The 22,086-nt window shown below is 55.7% G+C and carries 22 protein-coding genes and 1 tRNA gene; 20 read left to right on the top strand and 3 right to left on the bottom strand.

Translation table 11 applies throughout. The features are described 5' to 3' along the window. Positions 1-2 precede the first annotated feature (2 nt). Genes AC3ISI_RS18390 through AC3ISI_RS18375 form a run of 4 tightly spaced genes read left to right on the top strand, consistent with a single transcriptional unit; the run spans position 3 to position 3,435 of the window. Positions 3-1,022 carry a LacI family DNA-binding transcriptional regulator gene (locus AC3ISI_RS18390; protein WP_489333205.1) on the top strand — a complete coding sequence of 340 codons (1,020 nt, stop codon included), beginning with the start codon at positions 3-5 and terminating at the stop codon, positions 1,020-1,022. A 24-nt stretch (positions 1,023-1,046) separates the two neighbouring features. Beyond that, the gene (rbsK, locus tag AC3ISI_RS18385) at positions 1,047-1,964 is read left to right on the top strand and encodes a ribokinase (protein WP_489333204.1); all 918 of its coding nucleotides are present in this window, start codon (positions 1,047-1,049) and stop codon (positions 1,962-1,964) included. Continuing rightward, positions 1,961-2,365, top strand: a complete 405-nt coding sequence (rbsD, locus tag AC3ISI_RS18380; RefSeq protein ID WP_489333203.1) for a D-ribose pyranase — start codon at positions 1,961-1,963, stop codon at positions 2,363-2,365. Before rbsK ends, rbsD begins: the two co-directional genes overlap by 4 nt. A gap of 41 nt (positions 2,366-2,406) precedes the next feature. After that, positions 2,407-3,435 carry a nucleoside hydrolase gene (locus AC3ISI_RS18375; protein WP_489333202.1) on the top strand — a complete coding sequence of 343 codons (1,029 nt, stop codon included), beginning with the start codon at positions 2,407-2,409 and terminating at the stop codon, positions 3,433-3,435. A 31-nt stretch (positions 3,436-3,466) separates the two neighbouring features. On the opposite strand, the gene AC3ISI_RS18370 is transcribed toward AC3ISI_RS18375, so the two are convergent. Next, the gene (locus AC3ISI_RS18370) at positions 3,467-3,679 is read right to left on the bottom strand and encodes a hypothetical protein (RefSeq protein WP_489333201.1); all 213 of its coding nucleotides are present in this window, start codon (positions 3,677-3,679) and stop codon (positions 3,467-3,469) included. Between the two features lie 132 nt (positions 3,680-3,811). Between AC3ISI_RS18370 and AC3ISI_RS18365 the strand changes: the two genes are divergently transcribed. Then, on the top strand, positions 3,812-4,117 hold the full coding sequence (locus AC3ISI_RS18365) for a hypothetical protein (protein ID WP_489333200.1): 306 nt from the start codon (positions 3,812-3,814) through the stop codon (positions 4,115-4,117). Positions 4,118-4,281: 164 nt separating this feature from the next. After that, positions 4,282-4,602 (top strand): I78 family peptidase inhibitor, encoded by a 321-nt coding sequence (locus tag AC3ISI_RS18360; protein ID WP_489333199.1) that lies wholly within the window; start codon positions 4,282-4,284, stop codon positions 4,600-4,602. Positions 4,603-4,674: 72 nt separating this feature from the next. Here AC3ISI_RS18360 and AC3ISI_RS18355 read toward each other — a convergent pair whose 3' ends face one another. Then, entirely contained in the window at positions 4,675-4,887 is a 213-nt protein-coding gene (locus AC3ISI_RS18355; protein WP_003179963.1) for a cold-shock protein, read from the bottom strand. A 292-nt stretch (positions 4,888-5,179) separates the two neighbouring features. Beyond that, complete coding sequence (locus AC3ISI_RS18350) at positions 5,180-5,482, bottom strand: hypothetical protein (RefSeq protein ID WP_489333198.1); 303 nt, start codon at positions 5,480-5,482, stop codon at positions 5,180-5,182. 374 nt (positions 5,483-5,856) lie between these two features. Between AC3ISI_RS18350 and thrS the strand changes: the two genes are divergently transcribed. The 14 genes from thrS (at position 5,857) to AC3ISI_RS18280 (ending at position 22,074) form a co-directional block, all read left to right on the top strand. Beyond that, a complete protein-coding gene (gene thrS / locus AC3ISI_RS18345) occupies positions 5,857-7,779 on the top strand; it encodes a threonine--tRNA ligase (protein ID WP_477791789.1) in 1,923 nt (640 codons plus the stop codon). After that, positions 7,779-8,330, top strand: coding sequence for a translation initiation factor IF-3 (gene infC / locus AC3ISI_RS18340; protein WP_172435341.1), 552 nt, complete (start codon positions 7,779-7,781; stop codon positions 8,328-8,330). Before thrS ends, infC begins: the two co-directional genes overlap by 1 nt. A gap of 60 nt (positions 8,331-8,390) precedes the next feature. Continuing rightward, on the top strand, positions 8,391-8,585 hold the full coding sequence (gene rpmI, locus AC3ISI_RS18335; RefSeq protein ID WP_002553160.1) for a 50S ribosomal protein L35: 195 nt from the start codon (positions 8,391-8,393) through the stop codon (positions 8,583-8,585). Positions 8,586-8,613: 28 nt separating this feature from the next. Beyond that, the gene (gene rplT / locus AC3ISI_RS18330; protein WP_007905879.1) at positions 8,614-8,970 is read left to right on the top strand and encodes a 50S ribosomal protein L20; all 357 of its coding nucleotides are present in this window, start codon (positions 8,614-8,616) and stop codon (positions 8,968-8,970) included. 109 nt (positions 8,971-9,079) lie between these two features. After that, a complete protein-coding gene (gene pheS / locus AC3ISI_RS18325) occupies positions 9,080-10,096 on the top strand; it encodes a phenylalanine--tRNA ligase subunit alpha (protein WP_007905876.1) in 1,017 nt (338 codons plus the stop codon). 26 nt (positions 10,097-10,122) lie between these two features. Next, positions 10,123-12,504, top strand: coding sequence for a phenylalanine--tRNA ligase subunit beta (gene pheT, locus AC3ISI_RS18320; protein ID WP_489333197.1), 2,382 nt, complete (start codon positions 10,123-10,125; stop codon positions 12,502-12,504). Positions 12,505-12,507: 3 nt separating this feature from the next. After that, positions 12,508-12,810 carry an integration host factor subunit alpha gene (ihfA, locus tag AC3ISI_RS18315; RefSeq protein WP_002553164.1) on the top strand — a complete coding sequence of 101 codons (303 nt, stop codon included), beginning with the start codon at positions 12,508-12,510 and terminating at the stop codon, positions 12,808-12,810. Beyond that, positions 12,791-13,147, top strand: a complete 357-nt coding sequence (locus AC3ISI_RS18310) for a MerR family transcriptional regulator (protein WP_003179985.1) — start codon at positions 12,791-12,793, stop codon at positions 13,145-13,147. The genes ihfA and AC3ISI_RS18310 overlap by 20 nt, the downstream gene beginning before the upstream one ends. Before the next feature lie 89 nt (positions 13,148-13,236). Next, positions 13,237-13,313, top strand: a tRNA-Pro gene (locus AC3ISI_RS18305). Positions 13,314-13,520: 207 nt separating this feature from the next. Next, positions 13,521-16,301: a type I restriction endonuclease subunit R gene (locus AC3ISI_RS18300; RefSeq protein ID WP_489333196.1), complete on the top strand. Its 2,781-nt coding sequence runs from the start codon at positions 13,521-13,523 to the stop codon at positions 16,299-16,301. Continuing rightward, positions 16,298-18,049: a restriction endonuclease subunit S gene (locus AC3ISI_RS18295; protein WP_489333195.1), complete on the top strand. Its 1,752-nt coding sequence runs from the start codon at positions 16,298-16,300 to the stop codon at positions 18,047-18,049. The genes AC3ISI_RS18300 and AC3ISI_RS18295 overlap by 4 nt, the downstream gene beginning before the upstream one ends. A gap of 2 nt (positions 18,050-18,051) precedes the next feature. Next, positions 18,052-19,800 carry an AAA family ATPase gene (locus AC3ISI_RS18290; RefSeq protein ID WP_489333194.1) on the top strand — a complete coding sequence of 583 codons (1,749 nt, stop codon included), beginning with the start codon at positions 18,052-18,054 and terminating at the stop codon, positions 19,798-19,800. After that, complete coding sequence (locus AC3ISI_RS18285) at positions 19,797-20,600, top strand: hypothetical protein (RefSeq protein WP_489333193.1); 804 nt, start codon at positions 19,797-19,799, stop codon at positions 20,598-20,600. Before AC3ISI_RS18290 ends, AC3ISI_RS18285 begins: the two co-directional genes overlap by 4 nt. Position 20,601: 1 nt before the next feature. Next, entirely contained in the window at positions 20,602-22,074 is a 1,473-nt protein-coding gene (locus tag AC3ISI_RS18280) for a class I SAM-dependent DNA methyltransferase (RefSeq protein WP_489333192.1), read from the top strand. Positions 22,075-22,086: the final 12 nt, after the last annotated feature.

Genomic DNA, 22,086 nt, shown 5'->3' with positions numbered 1-22,086 from the left:
TCATGGCAACGATCAAGGATGTAGCCGCACTGGCGGGAATTTCCTACACCACGGTGTCCCATGTGGTGAACAAGACCCGGCCGGTCAGTGAAGAAGTGCGAATCAAAGTCGAGGCGGCGATCAAAACCCTGGACTACGTGCCGAGCGCCGTCGCCCGTTCGTTGAAAGCCAAAACCACTGCGACCATTGGTTTGCTGGTGCCTAACAGCCTCAACCCGTACTTCGCCGAACTGGCGCGAGGCATTGAGGACTACTGCGAGCGTAAGGGTTATTGCGTGATCCTCTGCAACTCCGACGACAACCCGGACAAGCAGCGCAGCTACCTTCGCGTATTGCTCGAAAAGCGCATCGACGGTTTGATCGTGGCATCGGCCGGCGGCGATGCGGGGCTGGCGGAAGGCCTCGCCGGTGTGCGAACGCCGATGGTCATCGTCGACCGTGGGTTGGAAGGCGTGAATGCCGATCTGGTGCGCATTGATCACGAATACGGCGCGTATCTGGCCACTCGACATTTGCTTGAGCTGGGGCATCGGGACATTGCCACCATCGGCGGTCCGGCGGGTACGAGCGTGGCGCAAATGCGACTGGCCGGTTATTGCCGTGCCTTGCAAGAGACGGGCGTCGAAGTGAATTGCGAACGTATGCTGGAAAGCGACTTCACCAGCACTGGCGGATACAACGCGGCCGCGATTTTGCTGGATAAGAATCCTCCCAGCGCGATCTTCGCCGGCAACGACATGATTGGCATCGGAGTGCTGCGAGCGGCTGCCGAACGCAATATTCGCGTACCGTCCGAGCTGTCGGTGATCGGCTTCGACGATATCCAGATGAGCCGTTATGTCTACCCGGCGCTGACCACGGTGGGGCAGTCGATCCTGCAACTCGGTGAGATGGCGGCTGAAGTGCTTTTGCGCCGGATCGCCACGCCGGACATGGCCACCGATCAGCGCATCGTGACGCCCAGTATTGTGCTGCGAGAGTCGACCGCGCCGCTCGCCGGCGTGTTCGCCCAGTTTCGTTGAAACAGAATTAATGAGTAGTTGTGTATGCCAGCAAAAGTGGTGGTGATAGGCAGCCTGAACATGGACCTGGTAACCCGGGCCCCAAGGCTGCCGCGTGGCGGTGAAACGCTGATCGGTGAGTCGTTTACCACGGTTTGCGGTGGTAAGGGGGCCAATCAGGCTGTTGCTGCGGCCCGGTTGGGTGCCGATGTGTCGATGGTCGGTTGTGTGGGCAGCGATGCCTATGGCGCACAACTGCGCGGGGCGCTGTTGGGCGAACGGATCGATTGTCAGGCAGTCAGCACTGTTGATGACTCCAGCGGCGTGGCGTTGATCGTGGTCGATGACAATAGTCAGAACGCCATCGTCATCGTCGCGGGTGCCAACGGTGCGCTGACGCCGCAAGTCATCGGCCGCTTTGACGCCGTATTGCAGGCGGCGGATGTGATCATCTGCCAGCTGGAGGTGCCGGACGCTACAGTTGCCCATGCCCTCAAGCGAGGTCGTGAACTGGGCAAGATCGTCATTCTCAACCCGGCACCCGCCAGTCGCCCATTGCCGGCTGACTGGTTTGCCGCCATCGATTACCTGATCCCTAACGAGAGTGAGGCCTCTGCCTTGACGGGTTTGCTGGTGGATTCCCTGGAATCGGCAGAAACCGCTGCGACTCGACTGATCGCCATGGGCGCGGGCAAAGTGATTATCACGTTGGGTGCCGAGGGTTCGCTGTTTGCCGATGGCACACGCCTGGAGCATTTCCCGGCACCGAAGGTCAAAGCCGTCGATACCACGGCCGCCGGGGATACCTTCGTGGGTGGTTTTGCTGCCGCATTGGCCTCCGGCAGCAGCGAAGCCGAAGCGATTCGATTCGGGCAGGTCGCTGCGGCGCTGTCGGTCACCCGGGCTGGCGCGCAACCCTCGATTCCCACCCTCTCCGACGTACAGGCGTTTAACGCACCATGAAAAAAACACCTCTGCTCAATGTCGCGTTATCGCGGCTGATTGCCTCGCTGGGTCACGGCGACATGGTCGTCATCGGCGATGCCGGTCTGCCGGTGCCGCCAGGCGTCGAGTTAATCGATTTGGCGCTGACCCAAGGTATTCCGGACTTCATCAGTACCTTGAAGGTTGTGCTCAGTGAAATGCAGGTTGAAAGGCATGTACTGGCCCAAGAGATTCTGGACAAGAAACCGCCGGCATTGAGCGTTCTGGATGAACTGAATGTAGAAGGCGCGCTGGGGGCGCGCGAATGGCTCAGCCACGATCAGTTCAAGGTCCTCAGTCGACAGGCGCGGGCGATTGTTCGTACTGGCGAATGTGCGCCGTACTGCAACATCGTGCTGATGTCGGGGGTGACGTTTTAGCGCTTTACACATTCGTTTCCCCCACGCACAAGGAGTGCGACATGCATCACTATGCTCAAAAACTGCATCACCTGCTTCGGAGTCTGCTGCTTTTGTCCCTGATTACTGCAACGAGCGCCCAAGCGGCGGAAAAGATCGACTTGATCATCGACACGGATCCAGGTACCGACGATGTAGTCGCCTTGCTGTTTGCCCTGGCTTCGCCGCAAGAGCTGAACATTCGTGCACTGACCACCGTGGCCGGCAATGTGCGACTGGACAAGACATCGCGTAACGCACGGCTTGCCCGTGAGTGGGCGGGGCGCGAAGACGTGCCGGTTTACGCCGGCGCACCGAAACCACTGATGCGTACGCCAATCTATGCCGAGAACATTCATGGTATGGAAGGTCTGTCGGGCGTCGCCGTGCATGAGCCAAAGAAGGGGCTGGCTGAAGGCAATGCAGTTAATTACCTGATTGATACCTTGACGGCCGCCAAACCCCACAGCATCACCATCGCCATGCTCGGCCCGCAGACAAATCTGGCCCTGGCACTGATTCAGGAGCCGGAAATTGTTCAGGGCATCAAGGAAGTGGTGGTCATGGGCGGGGCGCATTTCAACGGTGGCAACATTACACCGGTGGCCGAGTTCAACCTGTTCGCCGATCCGCAGGCCGCAGAAGTTGTGTTGAAAAGCGGCGTGAAGCTGACCTATCTGCCGCTGGACGTCACCCACAAGATCCTCACCAGCGAATCGCGCCTGAAGCAAATCGCCGTGCTGAACAACAACGCCAGCAAGCTGGTGGGCGATATTCTTGATGCATATGTCAAGGATGACATGGAGCACTACGGTCTTTCAGGTGGTCCGGTGCATGATGCAACTGTCATTGCCTACCTGCTCAAACCTGAGCTGTTTACCGGTCGCTCGGTCAACGTGGTCGTTGATAGCCGCGAAGGCCCGACCTTTGGTCAAACTATTGTCGACTGGTATGACGGCCTGAACGCACCGAAGAATGCTTTCTGGGTTGAGAGTGGTGACGCTCAGGGTTTCTTCGATTTGCTTACTCAGCGACTGTCGCGGCTGAAGTAAGCCGTCCGCCCGCAGGTGCCAGCCTGCGGGTTTACGCCCGTCCTGCCTCTGCCGCGACTTTTTGGTCCGCCGGGTGTTTTTCGAAAATCTGCTTAATGAACTCTTGGGCAGCCTCGGTTCCAATGTCCCTGACCAATAGATCGATAGCGATAATGGCAAGTTCTTCTGTACTGCCTGGGCTGTAAGAACTGTGCCCGTCTTGCCACTTGGCTTTGATGTCGGCGTCGATGCTTACAGTGGTCATGATGGCGCTCGTGAAGTCGGGGAGGTGTAGGTGTCGAGTTAAGCATTTTGCGCGGCGTTTAGCACTCTGACTTAGGCATGGGGTGGGGGCTATGCGACACTTGGCCTTTGACGAATTTTCAAGGATCGCGCTGTGCAGATCGATTTGAACACTCCTGGTGGTTTGACCCTTGAGGCTGTGCGCAAGCTGTTGGCGTCCGCCAGTGACGATGAGCACACTCAGCTGCGGGTCACCCAAAGCGGTATCGCCTACATTTCTTCGGGGGTCGTAGGCGGCACTGACATCGGCGGCCTGCGATTTCGGCTAGAGACGTGGGCCAAAGGCTCGGGCTATGTAGGATTGGTCGCAGCCAGTGACGAAGTCTGGGTCATGCAGATTTTCAACGCGCTGAAAGAGAACTGGCCGAACCCGCCTTACGACTACGTCGATGTTTATTGATCGCTGTTCATATTCAGTCACGATTGAGTGAAGAAGGGGCGGGCGATGCTCAGGCAAACTTGGCGCTTGTCCGGATCGAGGTAAGGGTGATGGCATTCGCTTTGAAACCTATCGCCGAAAGGGCGACCGCACGATCTCAGCTCACTCATTAGAAAGGAGGCTCCATGCCTTGGAAGCTCGCGTCATTGGGTACTTTGTTCGCCGTCTCTTGGCTGGCAGGTTGCAGCAGTACGTCATCCGAATCGGCAACAGACCCTGTAACGACGACTGACACGGGACATAGCCGCTGTGAGGCAAAGGCTGCCGAATTCACCCTTGGCAAAGCGGCTTCGCCCGAACTGCTGGAGCAGGCACGCACTCGCGCAGGTGCACAGAGCGCGCGGTTCCTGTCGCCCAATGACATGATGACGCTGGATTACCGCTCTGATCGCTTGAACCTGCACACCGATGCCAATCGGGTCGTCACTAGCGTCAACTGCGGCTGATCGCGCCAGGGTTTTGTTTCGCCCATAAAAAACCCCGTCACATGGACGGGGTTTTCTTAGTGCGCCAGAAACTTACTCTGGGCGAACTTGTGCAGCTTGCATACCCTTTTGGCCTTTCTCAGCCACGAAGGAAACGGTCTGGCCTTCTTTCAGGCTTTTGAAACCGTCGCTTTCGATAGCTTTGAAGTGTACGAACAGGTCGTCACCGCCACCTTGAGGAGTGATGAAGCCGAAGCCTTTTTCATCGTTGAACCATTTAACGGTGCCGGTTTGGCGATTAGACATGGTGTATCTCCAAGAAACATATATTTTCAGTAGTGCTGTGCTGCTCAGGCCAACTGGGCACACCGGAGTATCATAGTCGAAATGTTCGCTTTGGGAGCCCCCCGGACGTGCTGTTTGCCTTGCTGTCGAGCGTTCTTTGGTGCTTCAGGTGGCTGAAAGCCCCGTTTTTAAAGGCTTTCAGCCGAAAGTAAAGACGATAAAAAAAGCTGTAAAACCTTCAAAAAATGTCTGACAAAGCGACATTCGGGCAGTTTTTTCGGTCATTGCAGGTGAAAAAATGAATGTGTGAAGCTTATTTTTTCGCGCCGGGATCAACCCTGCAAGTAGCAATTTTCTGCATAGCCTGATTCCCCAGCTCTGGACTCGCAGAGCCGTTCATCAATGCCTGGAGGTCTTTGGCAGGATATGATTTGAGCTGATCGGCGCCGCAAGCACACACGGCTTTTGCCTCCGCTTGACTAATCTTCTTTGCCGCCGCAGGGACGCACTGCGCCATGTATTTCTCGCGCTCTCCCTTTGGCCAATCGGCATGGGCGGCCAATGGCAGCAACAAAACGATGGGGGCGACTACGGCGAACAAACGGTTCAGACGCATGCTGGGATGCTCCTTGTGGGTCAATGACGTGTTATCTGAGGGGCAAAGCGGTGTTCAAGTTCAGCACTCTGGCATAAAAATGCCCGATTTGCCCCCATGCAAAGTCTGCTTGCGTCGACGACCGGTCATCTGTGCTAGCATGCCTCGCTCGGGTGTTTGCAAGCTCCGGATGACCTTCAGTCCCGGTGGCGGCAACCGCGCGAATAACCCTGATTTGAATCCCAGTCACTCTGGTTCGGTTTTCCGGTTGGCCGCAAGGCTCCTGCCGCTGTAAGGCAGGCGTTCGTCATTGAATGGCCTGGATCGGATCTTGTACTGGCTCATCCCAACCCACGTGACCTTTGGTAGGGGTCACCACTAGGAGAGGAGGCGCCATGCCAACTATTACTCTTCCCGACGGCAGTCAACGTTCATTCGATCACCCGGTTTCCGTAGCCGAGGTCGCCGCATCCATTGGTGCAGGTCTGGCCAAAGCCACCGTGGCCGGCAAGGTCAATGGCAAGCTGGTCGACGCCAGCGACACCATCGACAGCGATTCCACGCTGCAAATCATTACGCCAAAGGATGAAGAGGGGCTGGAGATCATTCGCCACTCTTGCGCCCACCTGGTTGGCCACGCGGTCAAACAGTTGTACCCGACCGCCAAAATGGTGATCGGGCCGGTCATTGACGAAGGCTTCTATTACGACATCGCCTTCGAGCGTCCTTTCACCCCGGACGACCTGGCCGCCATCGAACAGCGCATGCAGCAGCTGATCGAAAAAGATTACGACGTGATCAAGAAAGTCACTCCGCGCGCCGAAGTGATCGAAGTGTTCAAGGCTCGCGGTGAAGACTACAAGCTGCGCCTGGTCGAGGACATGCCGAACGAACAGGCCATGGGCCTGTACTATCACGAAGAATACGTCGACATGTGCCGCGGCCCGCACGTGCCGAACACGCGCTTCCTGAAATCCTTCAAGTTGACCAAGTTGTCCGGCGCCTACTGGCGTGGCGATGCGAAGAACGAGCAGTTGCAGCGCGTTTACGGCACCGCTTGGGCAGACAAGAAGCAGCTGGCGGCTTACATCCAGCGCATCGAAGAAGCTGAAAAGCGCGATCACCGCAAGATCGGCAAGCGCCTGGGTCTGTTCCACACCCAGGAGGAGTCGCCGGGCATGGTGTTCTGGCATCCGAACGGCTGGACTCTGTACCAGGTGCTCGAGCAGTACATGCGCAAGGTACAGCGTGACAACGGCTACCTGGAGATCAAGACTCCACAAGTCGTTGACCGCAGCCTTTGGGAGAAATCCGGGCACTGGGCCAACTACGCCGACAACATGTTTACCACTCAGTCGGAAAACCGCGACTACGCCATCAAGCCGATGAACTGCCCTTGCCACGTGCAAGTGTTCAATCAGGGCCTGAAAAGCTACCGCGAGTTGCCTATGCGTCTGGCCGAATTCGGTGCTTGCCACCGTAACGAGCCATCGGGCGCGTTGCACGGCATCATGCGCGTGCGCGCATTCACTCAGGACGATGCCCACATCTTCTGCACTGAAGAGCAGATGCAGGCCGAATCCGCTGCATTCATCAAACTGACCATGGACGTTTATGCCGACTTCGGCTTTAAAGACGTCGAGATGAAGTTGTCCACTCGTCCGGAAAAACGCGTCGGTTCCGACGAATTGTGGGATCGCGCTGAAGCGGCATTGGCTGCAGCCCTTGATAGCGCTGGCTTGCCGTACGATCTGCAACCAGGAGAGGGTGCGTTCTACGGTCCGAAGATAGAGTTCTCGCTGAAAGATTGCCTTGGTCGCGTCTGGCAGTGTGGTACCCTTCAGCTCGATTTTAACCTGCCTGTCCGTCTGGGAGCCGAATACGTCTCCGAAGACAACAGTCGCAAGCACCCGGTAATGTTGCACCGGGCGATCTTGGGCTCCTTCGAGCGTTTCGTCGGAATTCTGATCGAGCACTACGAAGGTGCATTCCCTGCGTGGCTGGCTCCGACCCAGGCAGTGATCATGAATATCACTGATAAACAGGCTGATTTTGCCGCTGAGGTTGAAAAAACTCTCAACGAAAGCGGATTTCGTGCCAAGTCTGACTTGAGAAATGAAAAGATCGGCTTTAAAATCCGCGAGCATACTTTGCTCAAGGTTCCCTATCTCTTGGTTATTGGAGATCGGGAAGTCGAGATGCAGACTGTCGCTGTGCGTACTCGTGAAGGTGCTGACCTGGGCTCGATGCCCGTCGCCCAGTTCGCTGAGTTTCTCGCGCAAGCGGTTTCCCGGCGTGGTCGCCCAGATTCGGAGTAATTATTATTAAGCGTGAAATGAGACAAGATAAACGAGCTGCACCGAAAGCCCCGATCAACGAGAATATCTCGGCACGCGAGGTTCGGTTAATTGGGGCTGAGGGTGAGCAGCTTGGGATTGTGTCAATTGAAGACGCGCTTCTTAAGGCTGAAGAGGCCAAACTGGATCTGGTGGAAATTTCCGCCGATGCAGTACCCCCTGTTTGCAAGCTGATGGACTACGGCAAGTCGATCTTCGAAAAGAAGAAGCAGATTGCTGCAGCCAAGAAAAACCAGAAGCAGATTCAGGTTAAAGAAATCAAGTTTCGTCCAGGGACGGAGGAAGGGGATTACCAGGTAAAACTGCGCAACCTGGTACGTTTCCTGAGTGATGGGGACAGGGCCAAGGTATCTTTGCGATTCCGCGGCCGTGAGATGGCCCACCAGGAGCTGGGGATGGAACTCCTCAAGCGAGTTGAAGGTGACTTGCTCGAGTACGGTTCGGTCGAACAGCATCCTAAGATGGAAGGACGCCAGCTGATCATGGTCATCGCCCCGAAAAAGAAGAAGTAATCAACAGGGCACGGCAGGCCTTCTGATTATGTTTATCAACTGAATGCGGAGTATCCGAACATGCCAAAAATGAAAACGAAAAGTGGTGCTGCTAAGCGGTTTCTGAAAACTGCTAACGGTATCAAGCACAAGCACGCTTTCAAGAGCCACATCCTGACTAAAATGTCGACCAAGCGTAAGCGTCAACTGCGCGGTAGCAGCTTGCTGCATCCGTCTGACGTGGCAAAAGTCGAGCGCATGCTGCGCCTTCGTTAATTTTAGTCAAGAATAGAGGAAGTAACTCATGGCTCGTGTAAAGCGTGGCGTCATTGCCCGTAAACGTCACAAAAAAATTCTGAAACTTGCTAAAGGCTACTACGGCGCTCGCTCGCGCGTATTCCGTGTTGCCAAGCAAGCGGTAATCAAGGCAGGCCAATACGCCTACCGTGACCGTCGTCAGAAAAAACGTCAGTTCCGCGCTCTGTGGATCGCTCGTATCAACGCTGGTGCACGTATCAACGGTCTGTCCTACAGCCGTTTCATCGCCGGCCTGAAAAAAGCGTCCATCGAGATCGACCGTAAGGTTCTGGCTGATCTGGCAGTGAACGAAAAAGCGGCGTTTGCTGCGATTGTCGAGAAAGCTAAAGCCACCTTGGCTTAAGTACCCCCGACAGTCACCCGGCCTCACCTCTGTGGGGCCAGGTGTTAAACGTCATAAATAGGGGAAGAGCCTTCAAGCTCTTCCCCTATTTTGTATCTGGAGTCTGTACATGGAAAACCTGGATGCGCTCGTCTCTCAAGCACTAGAGGCTGTGCAAAGCGCTGAAGATATCAATGCCCTGGAGCAAATCCGGGTTCACTACCTTGGCAAAAAGGGCGAATTGACTCAGGTGATGAAGACCCTGGGGAATTTGCCGGCAGAAGAGCGTCCGCAAGTCGGCGCGCTGATCAACGTTGCCAAGGAGCGTGTCACAGAGGTTCTCAACGCTCGCAAGGCATTGTTTGAAGAGGCCGACCTGGCCGCCAAACTGTCTGCCGAGTCGATTGACGTGACCCTGCCTGGCCGCGGCCAGACCTCCGGTGGTCTGCATCCGGTTACCCGGACTCTGGAACGTATCGAACAGTTCTTCACTCACATCGGCTACGGCATTGCCGAAGGCCCTGAGGTTGAAGACGACTATCACAACTTTGAAGCGCTCAACATCCCAGGCCACCACCCGGCCCGGTCGATGCATGACACCTTCTATTTCAATGCCAACATGTTGCTGCGCACCCATACCTCGCCGGTACAGGTCCGCACCATGGAATCGAAACAACCGCCGATCCGCATTGTCTGCCCAGGCCGTGTGTACCGTAGCGATTCCGATATCACTCACTCGCCGATGTTCCACCAGGTCGAAGGCCTGCTGGTCGACCGCGATATCAACTTCGCCGACCTGAAAGGGACCATCGAAGAGTTCCTGCGTGTGTTCTTCGAAAAAGAGCTGGCCGTGCGTTTCCGTCCCTCGTACTTCCCTTTCACCGAGCCGTCGGCTGAAGTCGATATGGAATGCGTGATGTGCAGCGGTAAAGGCTGCCGCGTCTGCAAACAGACTGGCTGGTTGGAAGTAATGGGCTGCGGCATGGTTCACCCGAACGTGTTGCGTATGTCCGGGATCGACCCGGAAGAATTTTCGGGCTTTGCCTTCGGTATGGGCGTTGAACGTCTGGCCATGCTGCGTTACGGCGTGAACGACTTGCGTCTGTTCTTCGACAACGACTTGCGGTTCCTCGCGCAATTTCGCTAGTCGTAACGAATTCTTAGGAGAGCAGGATGAAATTCAGTGAACAATGGCTGCGCGGCTGGGTAAGCCCGCAGGTGAGTCGCGACGAGCTGGTTGCTCGTCTGTCGATGGCCGGACTTGAGGTCGATAGCGTAACGCCGGCCGCCGGTGTTTTCAGCGGTGTGGTTGTTGGCGAGGTGCTCAGCACCGAGCAGCACCCCGACGCTGACAAGCTGCGTGTTTGCCAGGTCAGCAATGGCTTGGAGAGCTTCCAGGTAGTCTGCGGCGCGCCAAACGTGCGTCCGGGCCTGAAGATCCCGTTCGCCATGATCGGTGCCGAACTGCCGGGCGATTTCAAAATCAAGAAAGCCAAACTGCGTGGCGTTGAGTCCAACGGCATGCTGTGCTCGCAAGCCGAGCTGCAAGTGGGCGAAGGCAACGATGGCCTGATGGAATTGCCGGCCGACGCACCGGTCGGTCAGGACATTCGTGAATACCTGAACCTGGACGACGCTAGCATCGAGGTCGACCTGACCCCGAACCGCGGCGACTGCCTGTCCCTCGCCGGTCTGGCCCGTGAAGTCGGCGCGCTGTACGCCGCCAACGTCACCCGCCCGGTCGTTGCGACCGTTCCAGCCGTGCATGATGAGGTGCGTTCGGTTGAAGTGTTGGCGCCGGCCGCTTGCCCGCGTTACCTGGGTCGTGTGATCCGTAATGTTGACCTGTCCAAGCCAACGCCGCTGTGGATGGTTGAGCGTCTGCGTCGTTCCGAGGTGCGCAGCATCGATGCGGCTGTCGACATCACCAACTATGTGATGCTGGAACTGGGTCAGCCGCTGCACGCGTTCGATCTTGCCGAAATCAATGGCGGCATCCGCGTGCGCATGGCCGAAAAAGGCGAGAAGCTGGTTCTGCTCGACGGCCAGGAAGTGACCCTGCGTAGCGATACCCTGGTAATCGCCGACCACACCCGCGCTCTGGCTATCGCCGGCGTCATGGGTGGCGAGCACAGTGGCGTGAACACCGCGACCACTCGCGATATTTTCCTTGAAAGCGCGTTCTTCGATCAGATTGCAGTCGCTGGCAAGGCTCGTTCCTACGGCCTGCATACTGATGCCTCGCACCGCTACGAGCGTGGCGTGGACTGGCAACTGGCCCGTGAGGCCATGGAGCGCGCCACTGGTCTGCTGCTGGAGATTACTGGCGGCGAAGCCGGCCCGATCATCGAAACCGTCAGCGAACAGCATCTGCCAAAGATTGCTCCCGTGACGTTGCGCGCACAGCGCATCACCCAGATGCTGGGCATGGAAATGGATTCGGTCGAAGTCGAGCGTCTGCTCAATGCTTTGGGTCTGACAGTTTCCGCTGAAGGGGCAGGGCAGTGGCGAGTAGAAGTGCCAAGCCATCGCTTCGATATCAGCCTGGAAGTCGATCTGATCGAAGAGCTGGCCCGTCTGTACGGTTACAACCGTCTGCCGGTTCGTTATCCGCAAGCTCGTCTGGCGCCACAAGCCAAGGCAGAAGCGCGTAGCGATCTGCCGGAGCTGCGTCGTCTGCTGGTCGCCCGTGGTTATCAGGAAGCGATCACCTACAGCTTCATCGATCCGAAACAATTCGAACTGTTTAATCCGGGTGTGGAGCCGCTGTTGTTGGCCAACCCGATTTCCAACGACATGGCTGCCATGCGTTCGTCTTTGTGGCCGGGTCTGATCAAGGCGCTCCAGCACAACCTGAACCGTCAACAGGATCGTGTTCGTCTGTTCGAGAGCGGCCTGCGTTTCGTCGGCCAGCTCGAAGGCCTGAAGCAAGAGCCGATGTTGGCTGGTGTTGTGTGCGGCAGCCGACTACCGGAAGGCTGGGCACAGGGCCGTGATGTCGTGGACTTCTTTGACGTCAAGGCTGACATAGAAGCGGTGCTGGGCTTTGCCGGGGCGCTGGATTCGTTCACTTTCGTGCCGGGCAAACACCCAGCGCTGCACCCGGGTCAGACCGCGCGCATCGAGCGTGAAGGCCGTCTGTTAGGTTTCGTCGGTGCTATCCACCCTGAATTGTCGAAAACCCTCGGTCTCGACCGTCCGGTCTTCGTTTTCGAGCTGGTTTTGGCTGAAGTGGCGTTGGGCAAAATGCCTAAATTCCAGGAGTTATCGCGCTTTCCTGAAGTGCGTCGTGATCTCGCGTTGCTGGCCGACAAAGACGTCGCAGCCAGTGCCGTACTGGACGTAATCCGTGAAAATGCAGGCGAGTGGCTGACAGACCTCAGGCTATTTGACGTGTATCAGGGTAAAGGCATTGATCCTGATAGAAAAAGCCTTGCCGTCGGCTTGACCTGGCAGCATCCATCGCGCACTCTTAATGACGATGAGGTGAATACCACGACGCAAAACATCCTCACCTCGCTCGAACAAAGGTTGAACGCCACGTTAAGGAAGTGACGTATGGGGGCTCTGACGAAAGCTGAGATGGCGGAACGTCTGTATGAGGAGCTGGGCCTGAATAAACGGGAGGCCAAGGAATTGGTCGAACTGTTTTTTGAAGAAATCAGGCACGCTCTTGAAGACAACGAACAAGTCAAATTGTCCGGTTTCGGCAATTTCGACCTTCGGGACAAACGCCAGCGGCCTGGCCGCAATCCGAAAACGGGGGAAGAAATCCCGATCACGGCTCGCCGTGTGGTCACCTTTCGTCCAGGGCAGAAGTTGAAGGCCCGAGTTGAGGCTTATGCTGGAACCAAGTCATAACGACGAGCTCCCCGTCATCCCTGGCAAACGCTACTTCACCATCGGTGAAGTCAGCGAGCTGTGTGCGGTAAAACCACACGTGCTGCGCTATTGGGAGCAGGAGTTTCCTCAACTCAACCCCGTCAAACGCCGCGGAAACCGCCGGTATTATCAGCGACAAGACGTGCTGATGATCCGGCAGATCCGCGCGCTTCTTTACGATCAAGGGTTCACCATCGGCGGCGCGCGCTTGCGCTTGTCCGGCGACGAAGCCAAAGACGACACCACCCAATACAAACAGATGATTCGGCAGATGATTGCCGAGCTGGAAGATGTGTTGGTGGTACTCAAGAAATAATTTACTTCGTTTGAATACTTCCAGTTTTCAAAAGCTTGGGATATATTCTTGAGCGTTCCTCGAGGTGAGGGACGGGTTCAACGCCTAGTCGGGGCGTAGCGCAGTCCGGTAGCGCACTAGCATGGGGTGCTAGGGGTCGAGTGTTCGAATCACTCCGTCCCGACCATAAATCTCCTGAAAATCCAATCACTTAACGGTGGTTGGATTTTTTATGCTTGGCGTATTTCATTGCCAATGTGAATTTGACAGTTCTGGTTGCCAATTGGTTGCCAATTGAGATTGGCTTGCCAGTCGTGTGGGATTAGGATGAGGCTTGAGGTGGGGTAGTTATCGTTCTAATCCAATTGTGCGGACATTTGCAGGGACCAGCATCATGACGCCAGAGTTAAAAGCCCGTCAGCAAATCGACCCTAAGCTTGAAAAGGCCGGTTGGGTTATCCAGGACATGAAAGAGCTCAACCTGTCAGCAGGTGTTGGCGTAGCCGTGCGTGAATGCCCGACTGATACGGGGCCGGCTGATTATATGTTGTTCGTTAACCGCATTGCAGTGGGGGTCATTGAAGCCAAAAAAGATAGCGCTGGCGAAAACCTCACCGTCACTGAAAGGCAGACCGAGCGTTACGCAACCTCCAGCCTCAAATGGCGCAAAGACAATACACCTCTGCGCTTTTTGTTTGAGGCTACTGGCCAGATTATCCGTTTTACCGACAACGCCGATCCGGCGCCGCGCTCGCGAGAAGTATTCAATTTCTTTAAGCCTGAAACGCTTGCGACTTGGTTGGCTCAACCCGAAACCCTGCGCCGCCGGCTGGCCGAGCAAATGCCTGCACTGCCTGAGCTCAACCTGCGCGACTGCCAGATCAGCGCGGTTACCGGGCTGGAACAGTCGCTGGCACTGAACAAGCCTCGCGCCTTGGTACACATGGCAACCGGAGCGGGTAAAACCTTCACTGCTATCACCGCTGTATACCGCTTACTCAAGTTCGGCGGTGCCAAACGCATTCTGTTTCTTGTAGATACTCGCAACCTCGGCAAGCAGGCCCATCAGGAGTTTATGGCTTACACACCACCGGATGATGGCCGCAAATTCACCGAACTTTACAACGTGCAGCGTTTGGCCTCGCCAAACATCGACCCGCACTCGCAGGTGTGCATAAGCACCATTCAGCGCATGTACTCCATCCTGAGCGGCGAACCGATCGATGACTCGGCCGAAGATGTTTCGCTCAACGAAGTACAACAGACGTCTAAACAAGTAAAACTCGTCCGCTACAATCCCGCCGTGCCGGTGGAAACGTTCGATTTCATCATCATTGATGAATGCCACCGCAGCATCTATAACCTCTGGAAGCAGGTGCTCGACTATTACGATGCTAGCCTGATCGGTCTCACAGCCACGCCCGACAAGCGTACTTTCGGCTTCTTTAACGAAAACATCGTCGCCGAATACACCTATGAGCAATCAGTGGCCGATGGCGTCAACGTCGGTTACGACGTATACGAGATTGAAACCGAAGTTACCCAAAAAGGTGCAGAACTCAAAGCCAAGGAATATGTCGACCACCGTGACCGGCAAACCCGTAAAAAACGTTGGGATCAGACCGAAGAAGACACAACTTATACCGGCAAGGAACTCGATCGCTCTGTAGTGAATGTGAGCCAGATCCGCCAGGTGATTCAGGCCATGAAAACCGCTGTTGAAAAACAGATTTTTCCGGCGCGCAAAGAAACACCCAAAACGCTGATCTTTGCCAAGACGGATAGCCACGCCGACGACATCATCAACATCCTGCGCGACGTTTACGGGCAGGGCAATGCCTTCTGCAAAAAGGTTACTTACAAAGCTGAAGAGGACGCCGACAGCATCCTTAGTAGCTTTCGCAACGACTACAACCCGCGCATCGCCGTGACGGTGGACATGATCGCCACCGGCACCGACGTTAAGCCGTTGGAAGTGCTGCTCTTCATGCGCGACGTGCGAAGCAAGGGCTACTACGAACAAATGAAGGGGCGGGGTGTGCGTAGCCTCGATGGTGACAGCCTCAAACGCGTCAGTAACAGTGCGGACGGCGCAAAAACTCGCTTTGTGCTGATCGACGCCGTAGGCGTGGAAAAAACGCTTAAAACAGAAAGCCGACCGCTTGAGAAAAAGCCCGGTATAGCGCTGAAAGACCTGCTGCAAGGCGTGGCGATGGGCAGTCGCGACGATGACACTGTACTTTCACTCGCCAACCGCTTGATTCGCCTGGCGAAACAACTGGACGACAGGGCCCAAGCCCGAATCGAGAAAGCCAGCGGCGGCATTCCGGTGGCTCAGTTGGGCAAGGGGCTGATCGCCGCTCTGGACCCTGATGCAATCGTGCAAGCCGCGTTGGTCACCGCCAAGGCGAAGGGCATTACCCGCTCTGAGGACACTTTGCTGCCCGTAGAGATTGAAGCCGCACGCGCCGAACGCGTGGCTGATGCCTGCGCCCCGTTCGACCAGCCGACTCTACGTCACGAGATCGAAAACGCCCGCCGCGAACGCGAGCAGATAATTGATCATATCAATCTGGATCAGGTGACTTTTTCAGGCTTCAGTGAGCAGGCGGAAGCGCAGGCCAAAGCGTTGATTCAAACATTTGCTGACTACCTAAAGCAGCACAAAGACGAAATTGCTGCGCTGGACTTTTTCTACCAGCAACCCTACCAGCGCCGCGCGCTCACTTTCGACATGATCGAGGATCTCCACGAACGCTTGAGTAAGCCGCCGTTGATGCTCACCACAGAGCGCCTATGGAGTGCCTACGCCCGCGTGCAGGCCAGTGCAGTGAAGGGCGCAGACCGCAAACGCCAGCTCACCGATTTGGTCTCACTGCTGCGTTTTGCTCTTGGGCTGGACGCTGAGTTGAAACCCTTTGCCGATGAGGTGGATAAACGTTTTCAAACATGGATCTTCCGTCACAACGCCCAGCGCGGAACTGCCTTCACTGCTGAACAAACTGATTGGCTGCGTCTGATGAAAGAGCACATCGCTAGCAGTTGCAGCATCAGCCGGGACGATTTTGATTATGCCGAGCTGGCCGGCAAGGGTGGGTTACAAAAGGCCTGGGTGCTGTTTGGCAAGGAACTGGATGGAGTGATGACCGAAATGAATGAGGAGTTGGTTGCGTGAGTGAATTGCCAAAAGGTTGGGCTCCAGCAACGCTGCAGGACGTTGCGTCATGGTCTTCTGGTGGTACACCGTCAAGATCCAATCCCGCGTATTACTTAGGTACGATCCCGTGGTTTAAGACTGGTGAGCTTGGCCCGCGTGTGCTGCATAATTCTGAGGAACACATCTCCGGTGAGGCCGTCGCAGCATCAAGCGCTAAGGTATTTTCCAAAGGTTCTGTCGCTATTGCGATGTACGGTGCAACCATTGGCAAGACTTCCATATTAGGAATCGATGCTGCAACCAATCAAGCCTGTGCGGTTGCACTTCCCGAGGCAACTAGCGCGGAGTTTCTCTATCACTTTCTGCTATCACAAGAAAAAGGTTTCGTCGATGCAGGCAAGGGTGGTGCTCAGCCCAATATTTCTCAGGGAATAATCAAGGTATGGCCTTTATCTTTGCCGCCAGTCGCCGAACAATCTCGCATCGTCGCGAAACTTGAAGAACTACTATCCGATCTCGATGCTGGCGTGGACGAACTCAAGACTGCGCAGAAGAAGCTCAAACAATACCGCCAATCGCTGCTGAAAGCCTCCGTGGAAGGCGCGCTCACCGTCGATTGGCGTGCCCAGCACACGCACATTGAGACCGGCCCGCAGCTGTTGCAACGCATCCTCACCGAGCGCCGCGCCCGCTGGGAAGCCAAGCAGCGCGCCAAGTTCAAGGAACAGGGGAAAAGCCTGCCCAAAGACTGGCAAAAGAAGTACTCAGAGCCGGTGCTGCCGGATACAGTTGGCCTGCCGGAATTGCCGGAAGGATGGGTGTGGGCGAGCTTGGACATGCTCGGTGAAATTGCGTCCGGTGTAGCGAAAGGTACCAAAAGAAATGCTGATATCGAGGTTCGCGAAGTGCCGTATCTGCGAGTGGCGAATGTGCAGCGCGGCTTTCTCGATCTCTCCGAGGTGAAGACAATTTTGGCTACCGAACGGGACATCGCCGAATTGACGCTTCAGGCGGGCGATATCTTATTTAACGAAGGTGGTGATCGCGACAAGCTCGGCCGCGGCTGGGTTTGGCGCGATGAGGTCGCCAACTGCATACATCAAAACCATGTTTTTCGGATGCGACCGTACCTACGAGAAGTCCTGCCTGAGCTGATCTCGCATCATGGCAACACGTTTGGAAAGACGTGGTTTCAAAATGCGGGTAAGCAAACGACTAACCTCGCGTCGATCAACATGACCATGTTGCGCATGTTCCCTGTCCCACTGGGGCCGGCAGATGAACAGCGCGAGTTGCTGACACTACTTGAATTGCAGATCGAACAAATTGATCGACAAGAGCAAGCCGTAGAGCTGGGCCTCAAACAATCCACCGCCCAACGCCAAAATATCCTGCGCGCCGCCTTCGCCGGCCAGCTTGTCCCGCAAGATCCGAACGACGAACCGGCCAACATACTGCTGGAACGAATCCGCGCGGAGCGGGCAGACCGGGAGAAACAGCCCAAGGTACGCAAAACCAAACAACAGAAGGGGATGGCCGCCGTGGTGAGCAAACTGATCAATGTGCTCGCCGAGGCGGGTGACTGGGTTCCCGCGCAAGAAGCTTTCCGCCGCTGCGGTGTGGCCGATGGTGCGCTGACAGATCAGATTGAAGATATCTATGCAGAGTTGCGTGCTTTGGACAAAGCGGGACAGCTGGCCGTGGAAGCGGTCACCGATGCACAGGGTCGCAAACTGTACGACCGCCTGAAGCTGCGGACGGCTTGACTATGCGTCTCGACAAACTCACCATCGGTAGCGCCAAAGACAGTCCAACCCACCAGTTCAAAAACTTGAAGAACGTCACCATCGATTTCGATCAGGAACATTGGGTGACGGTGGTGATTGGCTGGAACGGCACAGGCAAGTCCAACGTGCTGGAAGCGTTGGCCGTCATCTTCCGCGACTTGATCGGCAAGAAACGTACGCCAGCCTTCACTTTTCAACTGGCCTACCGCATGGGTGCGGGTGAGAGCGTTCGGCACATTCACATCGATGCTGATCCCGATCGCGAGAAAGAGCCATTCACCATTCACGTCGCGACGGATACACAGGCTCGTGGTGAGGGTACCTTGATCCCATTCATCGAGGGCGAGGAAACAGTATCTGCTCTACGTGGCAAAGCTATCAAACTCACGGCCTTCTTGAACGCGGACGCCGAATACTTGCCGCGCTATGTATTCAGCTACTACTCGGGCGAGAGCCCGCGCATGCACGAAGTGTTTCGCCCCTACCTGGAAAGCTACGACAGCAAGCTGCGCAACGGTGAAGACCCAGGCCTGAAGCGCTTGTTTTATGCCATGCCAGTGCACAGCCAGTTCGTATTGCTGGCTTTCCTAATTCATCAGCCTGAAGTGGTGCGGAAATTCCTTGATGACCACCTGGGCCTTGACCCGAAAGAAGGTATTGAATCGGTGCTGTTCGTGCTCAAACAGCCTGGATGGAGTAAGAAACGAGGCAAAAAAACAATCAGGGGCGACGGTGACGACCGCTTCTGGGGGGCGAAGGGTGTTGTGCAGAAGTTCTTGGATCGTTTGCAAAACATTGCGCTTGCGCCAATTCGAATAACTCGAGACAAGCAACTTACCCTCTGGAACAAGGAAAGCACTGAGTTTCAGTACCTCTTCATCAAGGATATTGATGCGCTCCGACGACTCGTGGGCAACCAATCGCCCAGTGCATTTTTCCGCGACTTAGAAAGCACTCATGTCTCCGAGTTGATCGAGGAGGTGCGCATCCGTGTGCGTCTCAAGAAAAACGATGGTAGCGTGACCTTCCGTGAGCTCAGCGAAGGTGAGCAGCAGTTGCTGACGGTGTTGGGCCTGTTACGCTTTACCGCCGAAAACGAAAGTCTATTCCTGTTAGATGAGCCGGACACTCATCTGAATCCGAGGTGGAGCGTGGATTACATCTCCTACCTGAAACAATTCATCGCCAGTGGCACAAAACAGGAAGAAACGAGCCACATCCTACTCACCACTCACAACCCCCTGGCCGTCGCCGAATTGGATCGCGAGCAGGTGCAGATTCTGCGGATGACGAAGCAGGATGGGCATCGTCAGATCGTGGCTTGCTATCCGGAAATGGCGCCGCGCGGTATGGGTTACGCCGCCATCGTGACCAGCGATATGTTTGGCATAGCCTCTTCGCTAGATGGCTCCACGCAGCTTCTGCTGGAAAAGCAGCGGGCATTCGGGGCAAAGCCCAATTTGTCCGAATCCGAGCAGAAGGTGTTGGACGCAGTGAATGGTGATCTTAATCGGCTTGGTTTCAGGTTCTTTCATCCTGACGACGAGTTTTCTAGGTATCTACGCTTGCGAAATGATGCGCTCAAGGAGCGCTTTCAAGTGACTGACCCACTGGTGTTAGCGGCAAAGACTGTAGCCATGAGCCGTGAAGAGCGCGAAGAGCTGGCTACTACTCTGATTGGAAGGCTCATAGCAGACGAGAACGAAGAGTCGGGCGGGGCCAGCCGATGAGGTATATCGACCAAGATGAGTTAGCTTTGCCCGACGGGTGGCTAGCAAAGGCTGCCATCGCAGCAACAGCCATTAATGGAGGCGACAAGCCCGACGATCACAAAGCTGTCTGGGGCGATCTTAAGAATGCTTTGGCTGCCCTATTCCCTGAAAAAAAGTGCTGGTATTGCGAATCACCAGTGGATCGCGATGACAATGCAGTGGACCACTTTCGGCCCAAGGGAAGGGTGGCTGACGCGGCAATGCCGCACGCTGGCTATCGTTGGCTGGCATTTGTTCCCCGCAATTTCCGATATGCCTGCACTTTCTGCAACAGCCGTCGCAAGGACTTAGTGAATGGAACTGCCGGAGGGAAGGCGGATCGATTCCCCCTCCTTGTGGAGGCAGATCGTCTGTACGCACCTGGCCTATTAAGCCAGGAAAAGCCAACACTGCTCGATCCCTGCGAACTCGACGACTGGGAATTGATTGGATGTCAGCGTGAGAATGGAAAACCCTGTCCGACAAGTCAGAACCCTTTGGAGAGGCATCGCGCTGAAGAGTCAATTTCCGTATATCACCTTGACTATGAACCTACTTGCAAGCAGCGGCATGCCGCTGCTGTTCGGCTGATGGCTGATGTCGAACAGGCCAAACTATTTTTCGGGCAACCGGGGATGAATGAGTACTTCACTGCCGTAGCGAAGAAAATTCGCCGGGCTATAGATCGCAAGGCCCCATATAGCGGGGACATGATTTTCATTCTAAGGGGAGAGCGGCACGCCGATCATCCTTGGATTCAAAAGCTCTTGGAAGCCTGATATGAATACAAGCACACTGGTCCAGAAAGTCTGGAACTTCTGCCACACCCTGCGCGACGACGGTGTGGGTTATGGCGATTACCTGGAACAGCTCACCTACTTGCTGTTCCTGAAGCTGGCGCACGAATACGCGCAAGAGCCCTACAACCGTGAAACTCACATCCCTAAAGGCTATGACTGGGCCAGCCTGACTTCCAAAGTAGGTGAACCGCTGGAAGCGCATTACCTAGCCACCCTACACAAGCTGGGACAAGGGGCCGGCATGCTGGGCGCTATCTTCTTTAAGGCGCAGAACAAGATTCAAGACCCCGCCAAGCTTTCGCGTCTGGTACAGCTGATTGATGCCGAAAGCTGGATCAGCCTGGGGGCAGACACCAAGGGCGACCTGTATGAAGGCTTGCTGCAGAAGAACGCCGAAGACACCAAGAGCGGCGCGGGCCAGTATTTCACACCACGCGCGCTGATCGAGGCGATGGTGGCCTGCGTCCGGCCCGAGCCGATGAAGACGATTGCCGATCCAGCCTGCGGCACAGGTGGCTTTTTTCTGGGGGCTTACAGCTGGCTCACTCGTCCAGAGGCCAAGCTGAACAAAGCACAAAAAGAGTTCCTGCGCAGCAAGACCTTCCACGGCAACGAGATCGTGCCAAACACTCGACGCATGTGCTTGATGAACCTGTTTTTGCACAATGTTGGTGAGCTGGATGGCGAGCCCTTGGTGGCGCGTTCGGATGCGTTGATCACTGAGCCCAAACTGAAAGTAGATTACGTTCTGGCCAACCCGCCCTTCGGCAAGAAGAGCAGCATGACCATCACCAATGAAGAGGGCGAGGAAGACAAGGAGGCGCTGACCTACGAGCGGCAGGATTTCTGGGAAACCACGTCGAACAAGCAGCTCAACTTCCTGCAGCACATCGTTAGTATGCTAAAGGTGGACGGAAAAGCGGCGGTGGTGTTGCCCGATAACGTGCTGTTTGAGGGTGGTGCGGGAGAAAAGATCCGCAAGAAGCTTTTGGAGAACTGCGACGTGCACACGGTACTACGTCTGCCTACGGGCATTTTTTATGCTCAAGGCGTGAAGGCGAACGTAGTGTTCTTCGACAGCGCTCCCAAAGATGGGCGTGTGCACACCAAGGGCGTGTGGTTCTACGATCTGCGTACCAACAAACACTTCACGCTGAAGACACGCACGCTGAAGTTGGACCACCTGCATGACTTCATCACCTGCTACAACCCGGAAAACCGTTTTGAGCGACAGGAAACCGAACATTTTAGGTACTTTAGCTACGAAGACTTGATGATCCGCGACAAGGCCAGTCTGGACATTTTCTGGCTCAAAGACGATAGCTTAGACAACTTGGATGACCTGCCGCCACCTGATGTGTTGCAGCAGGAGATCATTGATCATCTCGAAGCGGCTCTGCTCGCGTTTCGTGAGGTTTCCTTGAGTTTGCCGCGATCTGAAGTGGTTGATTGATTCTGATGATGG

The organism is Pseudomonas sp. GL_139_B (assembly GCF_057834475.1).
Note: the sequence above shows the minus strand (reverse complement) of the source record. Positions and strands in the feature narration are given on the sequence as shown.

Coding starts and splice junctions, on each gene's coding strand:
- AC3ISI_RS18290 (WP_489333194.1), top strand. CDS start 18,052: ATGCGTCTCGACAAACTCACCATCGGTAGCGCCAAAGACAGTCCAACC.
- AC3ISI_RS18390 (WP_489333205.1), top strand. CDS start 3: ATGGCAACGATCAAGGATGTAGCCGCACTGGCGGGAATTTCCTACACC.
- pheS (WP_007905876.1), top strand. CDS start 9,080: ATGGAAAACCTGGATGCGCTCGTCTCTCAAGCACTAGAGGCTGTGCAA.
- AC3ISI_RS18300 (WP_489333196.1), top strand. CDS start 13,521: ATGACGCCAGAGTTAAAAGCCCGTCAGCAAATCGACCCTAAGCTTGAA.
- rbsD (WP_489333203.1), top strand. CDS start 1,961: ATGAAAAAAACACCTCTGCTCAATGTCGCGTTATCGCGGCTGATTGCC.
- AC3ISI_RS18375 (WP_489333202.1), top strand. CDS start 2,407: ATGCATCACTATGCTCAAAAACTGCATCACCTGCTTCGGAGTCTGCTG.
- AC3ISI_RS18310 (WP_003179985.1), top strand. CDS start 12,791: ATGCTGGAACCAAGTCATAACGACGAGCTCCCCGTCATCCCTGGCAAA.
- AC3ISI_RS18355 (WP_003179963.1), bottom strand. CDS start 4,887: ATGTCTAATCGCCAAACCGGCACCGTTAAATGGTTCAACGATGAAAAA.
- ihfA (WP_002553164.1), top strand. CDS start 12,508: ATGGGGGCTCTGACGAAAGCTGAGATGGCGGAACGTCTGTATGAGGAG.
- AC3ISI_RS18280 (WP_489333192.1), top strand. CDS start 20,602: ATGAATACAAGCACACTGGTCCAGAAAGTCTGGAACTTCTGCCACACC.
- AC3ISI_RS18350 (WP_489333198.1), bottom strand. CDS start 5,482: ATGCGTCTGAACCGTTTGTTCGCCGTAGTCGCCCCCATCGTTTTGTTG.
- pheT (WP_489333197.1), top strand. CDS start 10,123: ATGAAATTCAGTGAACAATGGCTGCGCGGCTGGGTAAGCCCGCAGGTG.
- rpmI (WP_002553160.1), top strand. CDS start 8,391: ATGCCAAAAATGAAAACGAAAAGTGGTGCTGCTAAGCGGTTTCTGAAA.
- rplT (WP_007905879.1), top strand. CDS start 8,614: ATGGCTCGTGTAAAGCGTGGCGTCATTGCCCGTAAACGTCACAAAAAA.
- AC3ISI_RS18370 (WP_489333201.1), bottom strand. CDS start 3,679: ATGACCACTGTAAGCATCGACGCCGACATCAAAGCCAAGTGGCAAGAC.
- AC3ISI_RS18360 (WP_489333199.1), top strand. CDS start 4,282: ATGCCTTGGAAGCTCGCGTCATTGGGTACTTTGTTCGCCGTCTCTTGG.
- rbsK (WP_489333204.1), top strand. CDS start 1,047: ATGCCAGCAAAAGTGGTGGTGATAGGCAGCCTGAACATGGACCTGGTA.
- AC3ISI_RS18285 (WP_489333193.1), top strand. CDS start 19,797: ATGAGGTATATCGACCAAGATGAGTTAGCTTTGCCCGACGGGTGGCTA.
- thrS (WP_477791789.1), top strand. CDS start 5,857: ATGCCAACTATTACTCTTCCCGACGGCAGTCAACGTTCATTCGATCAC.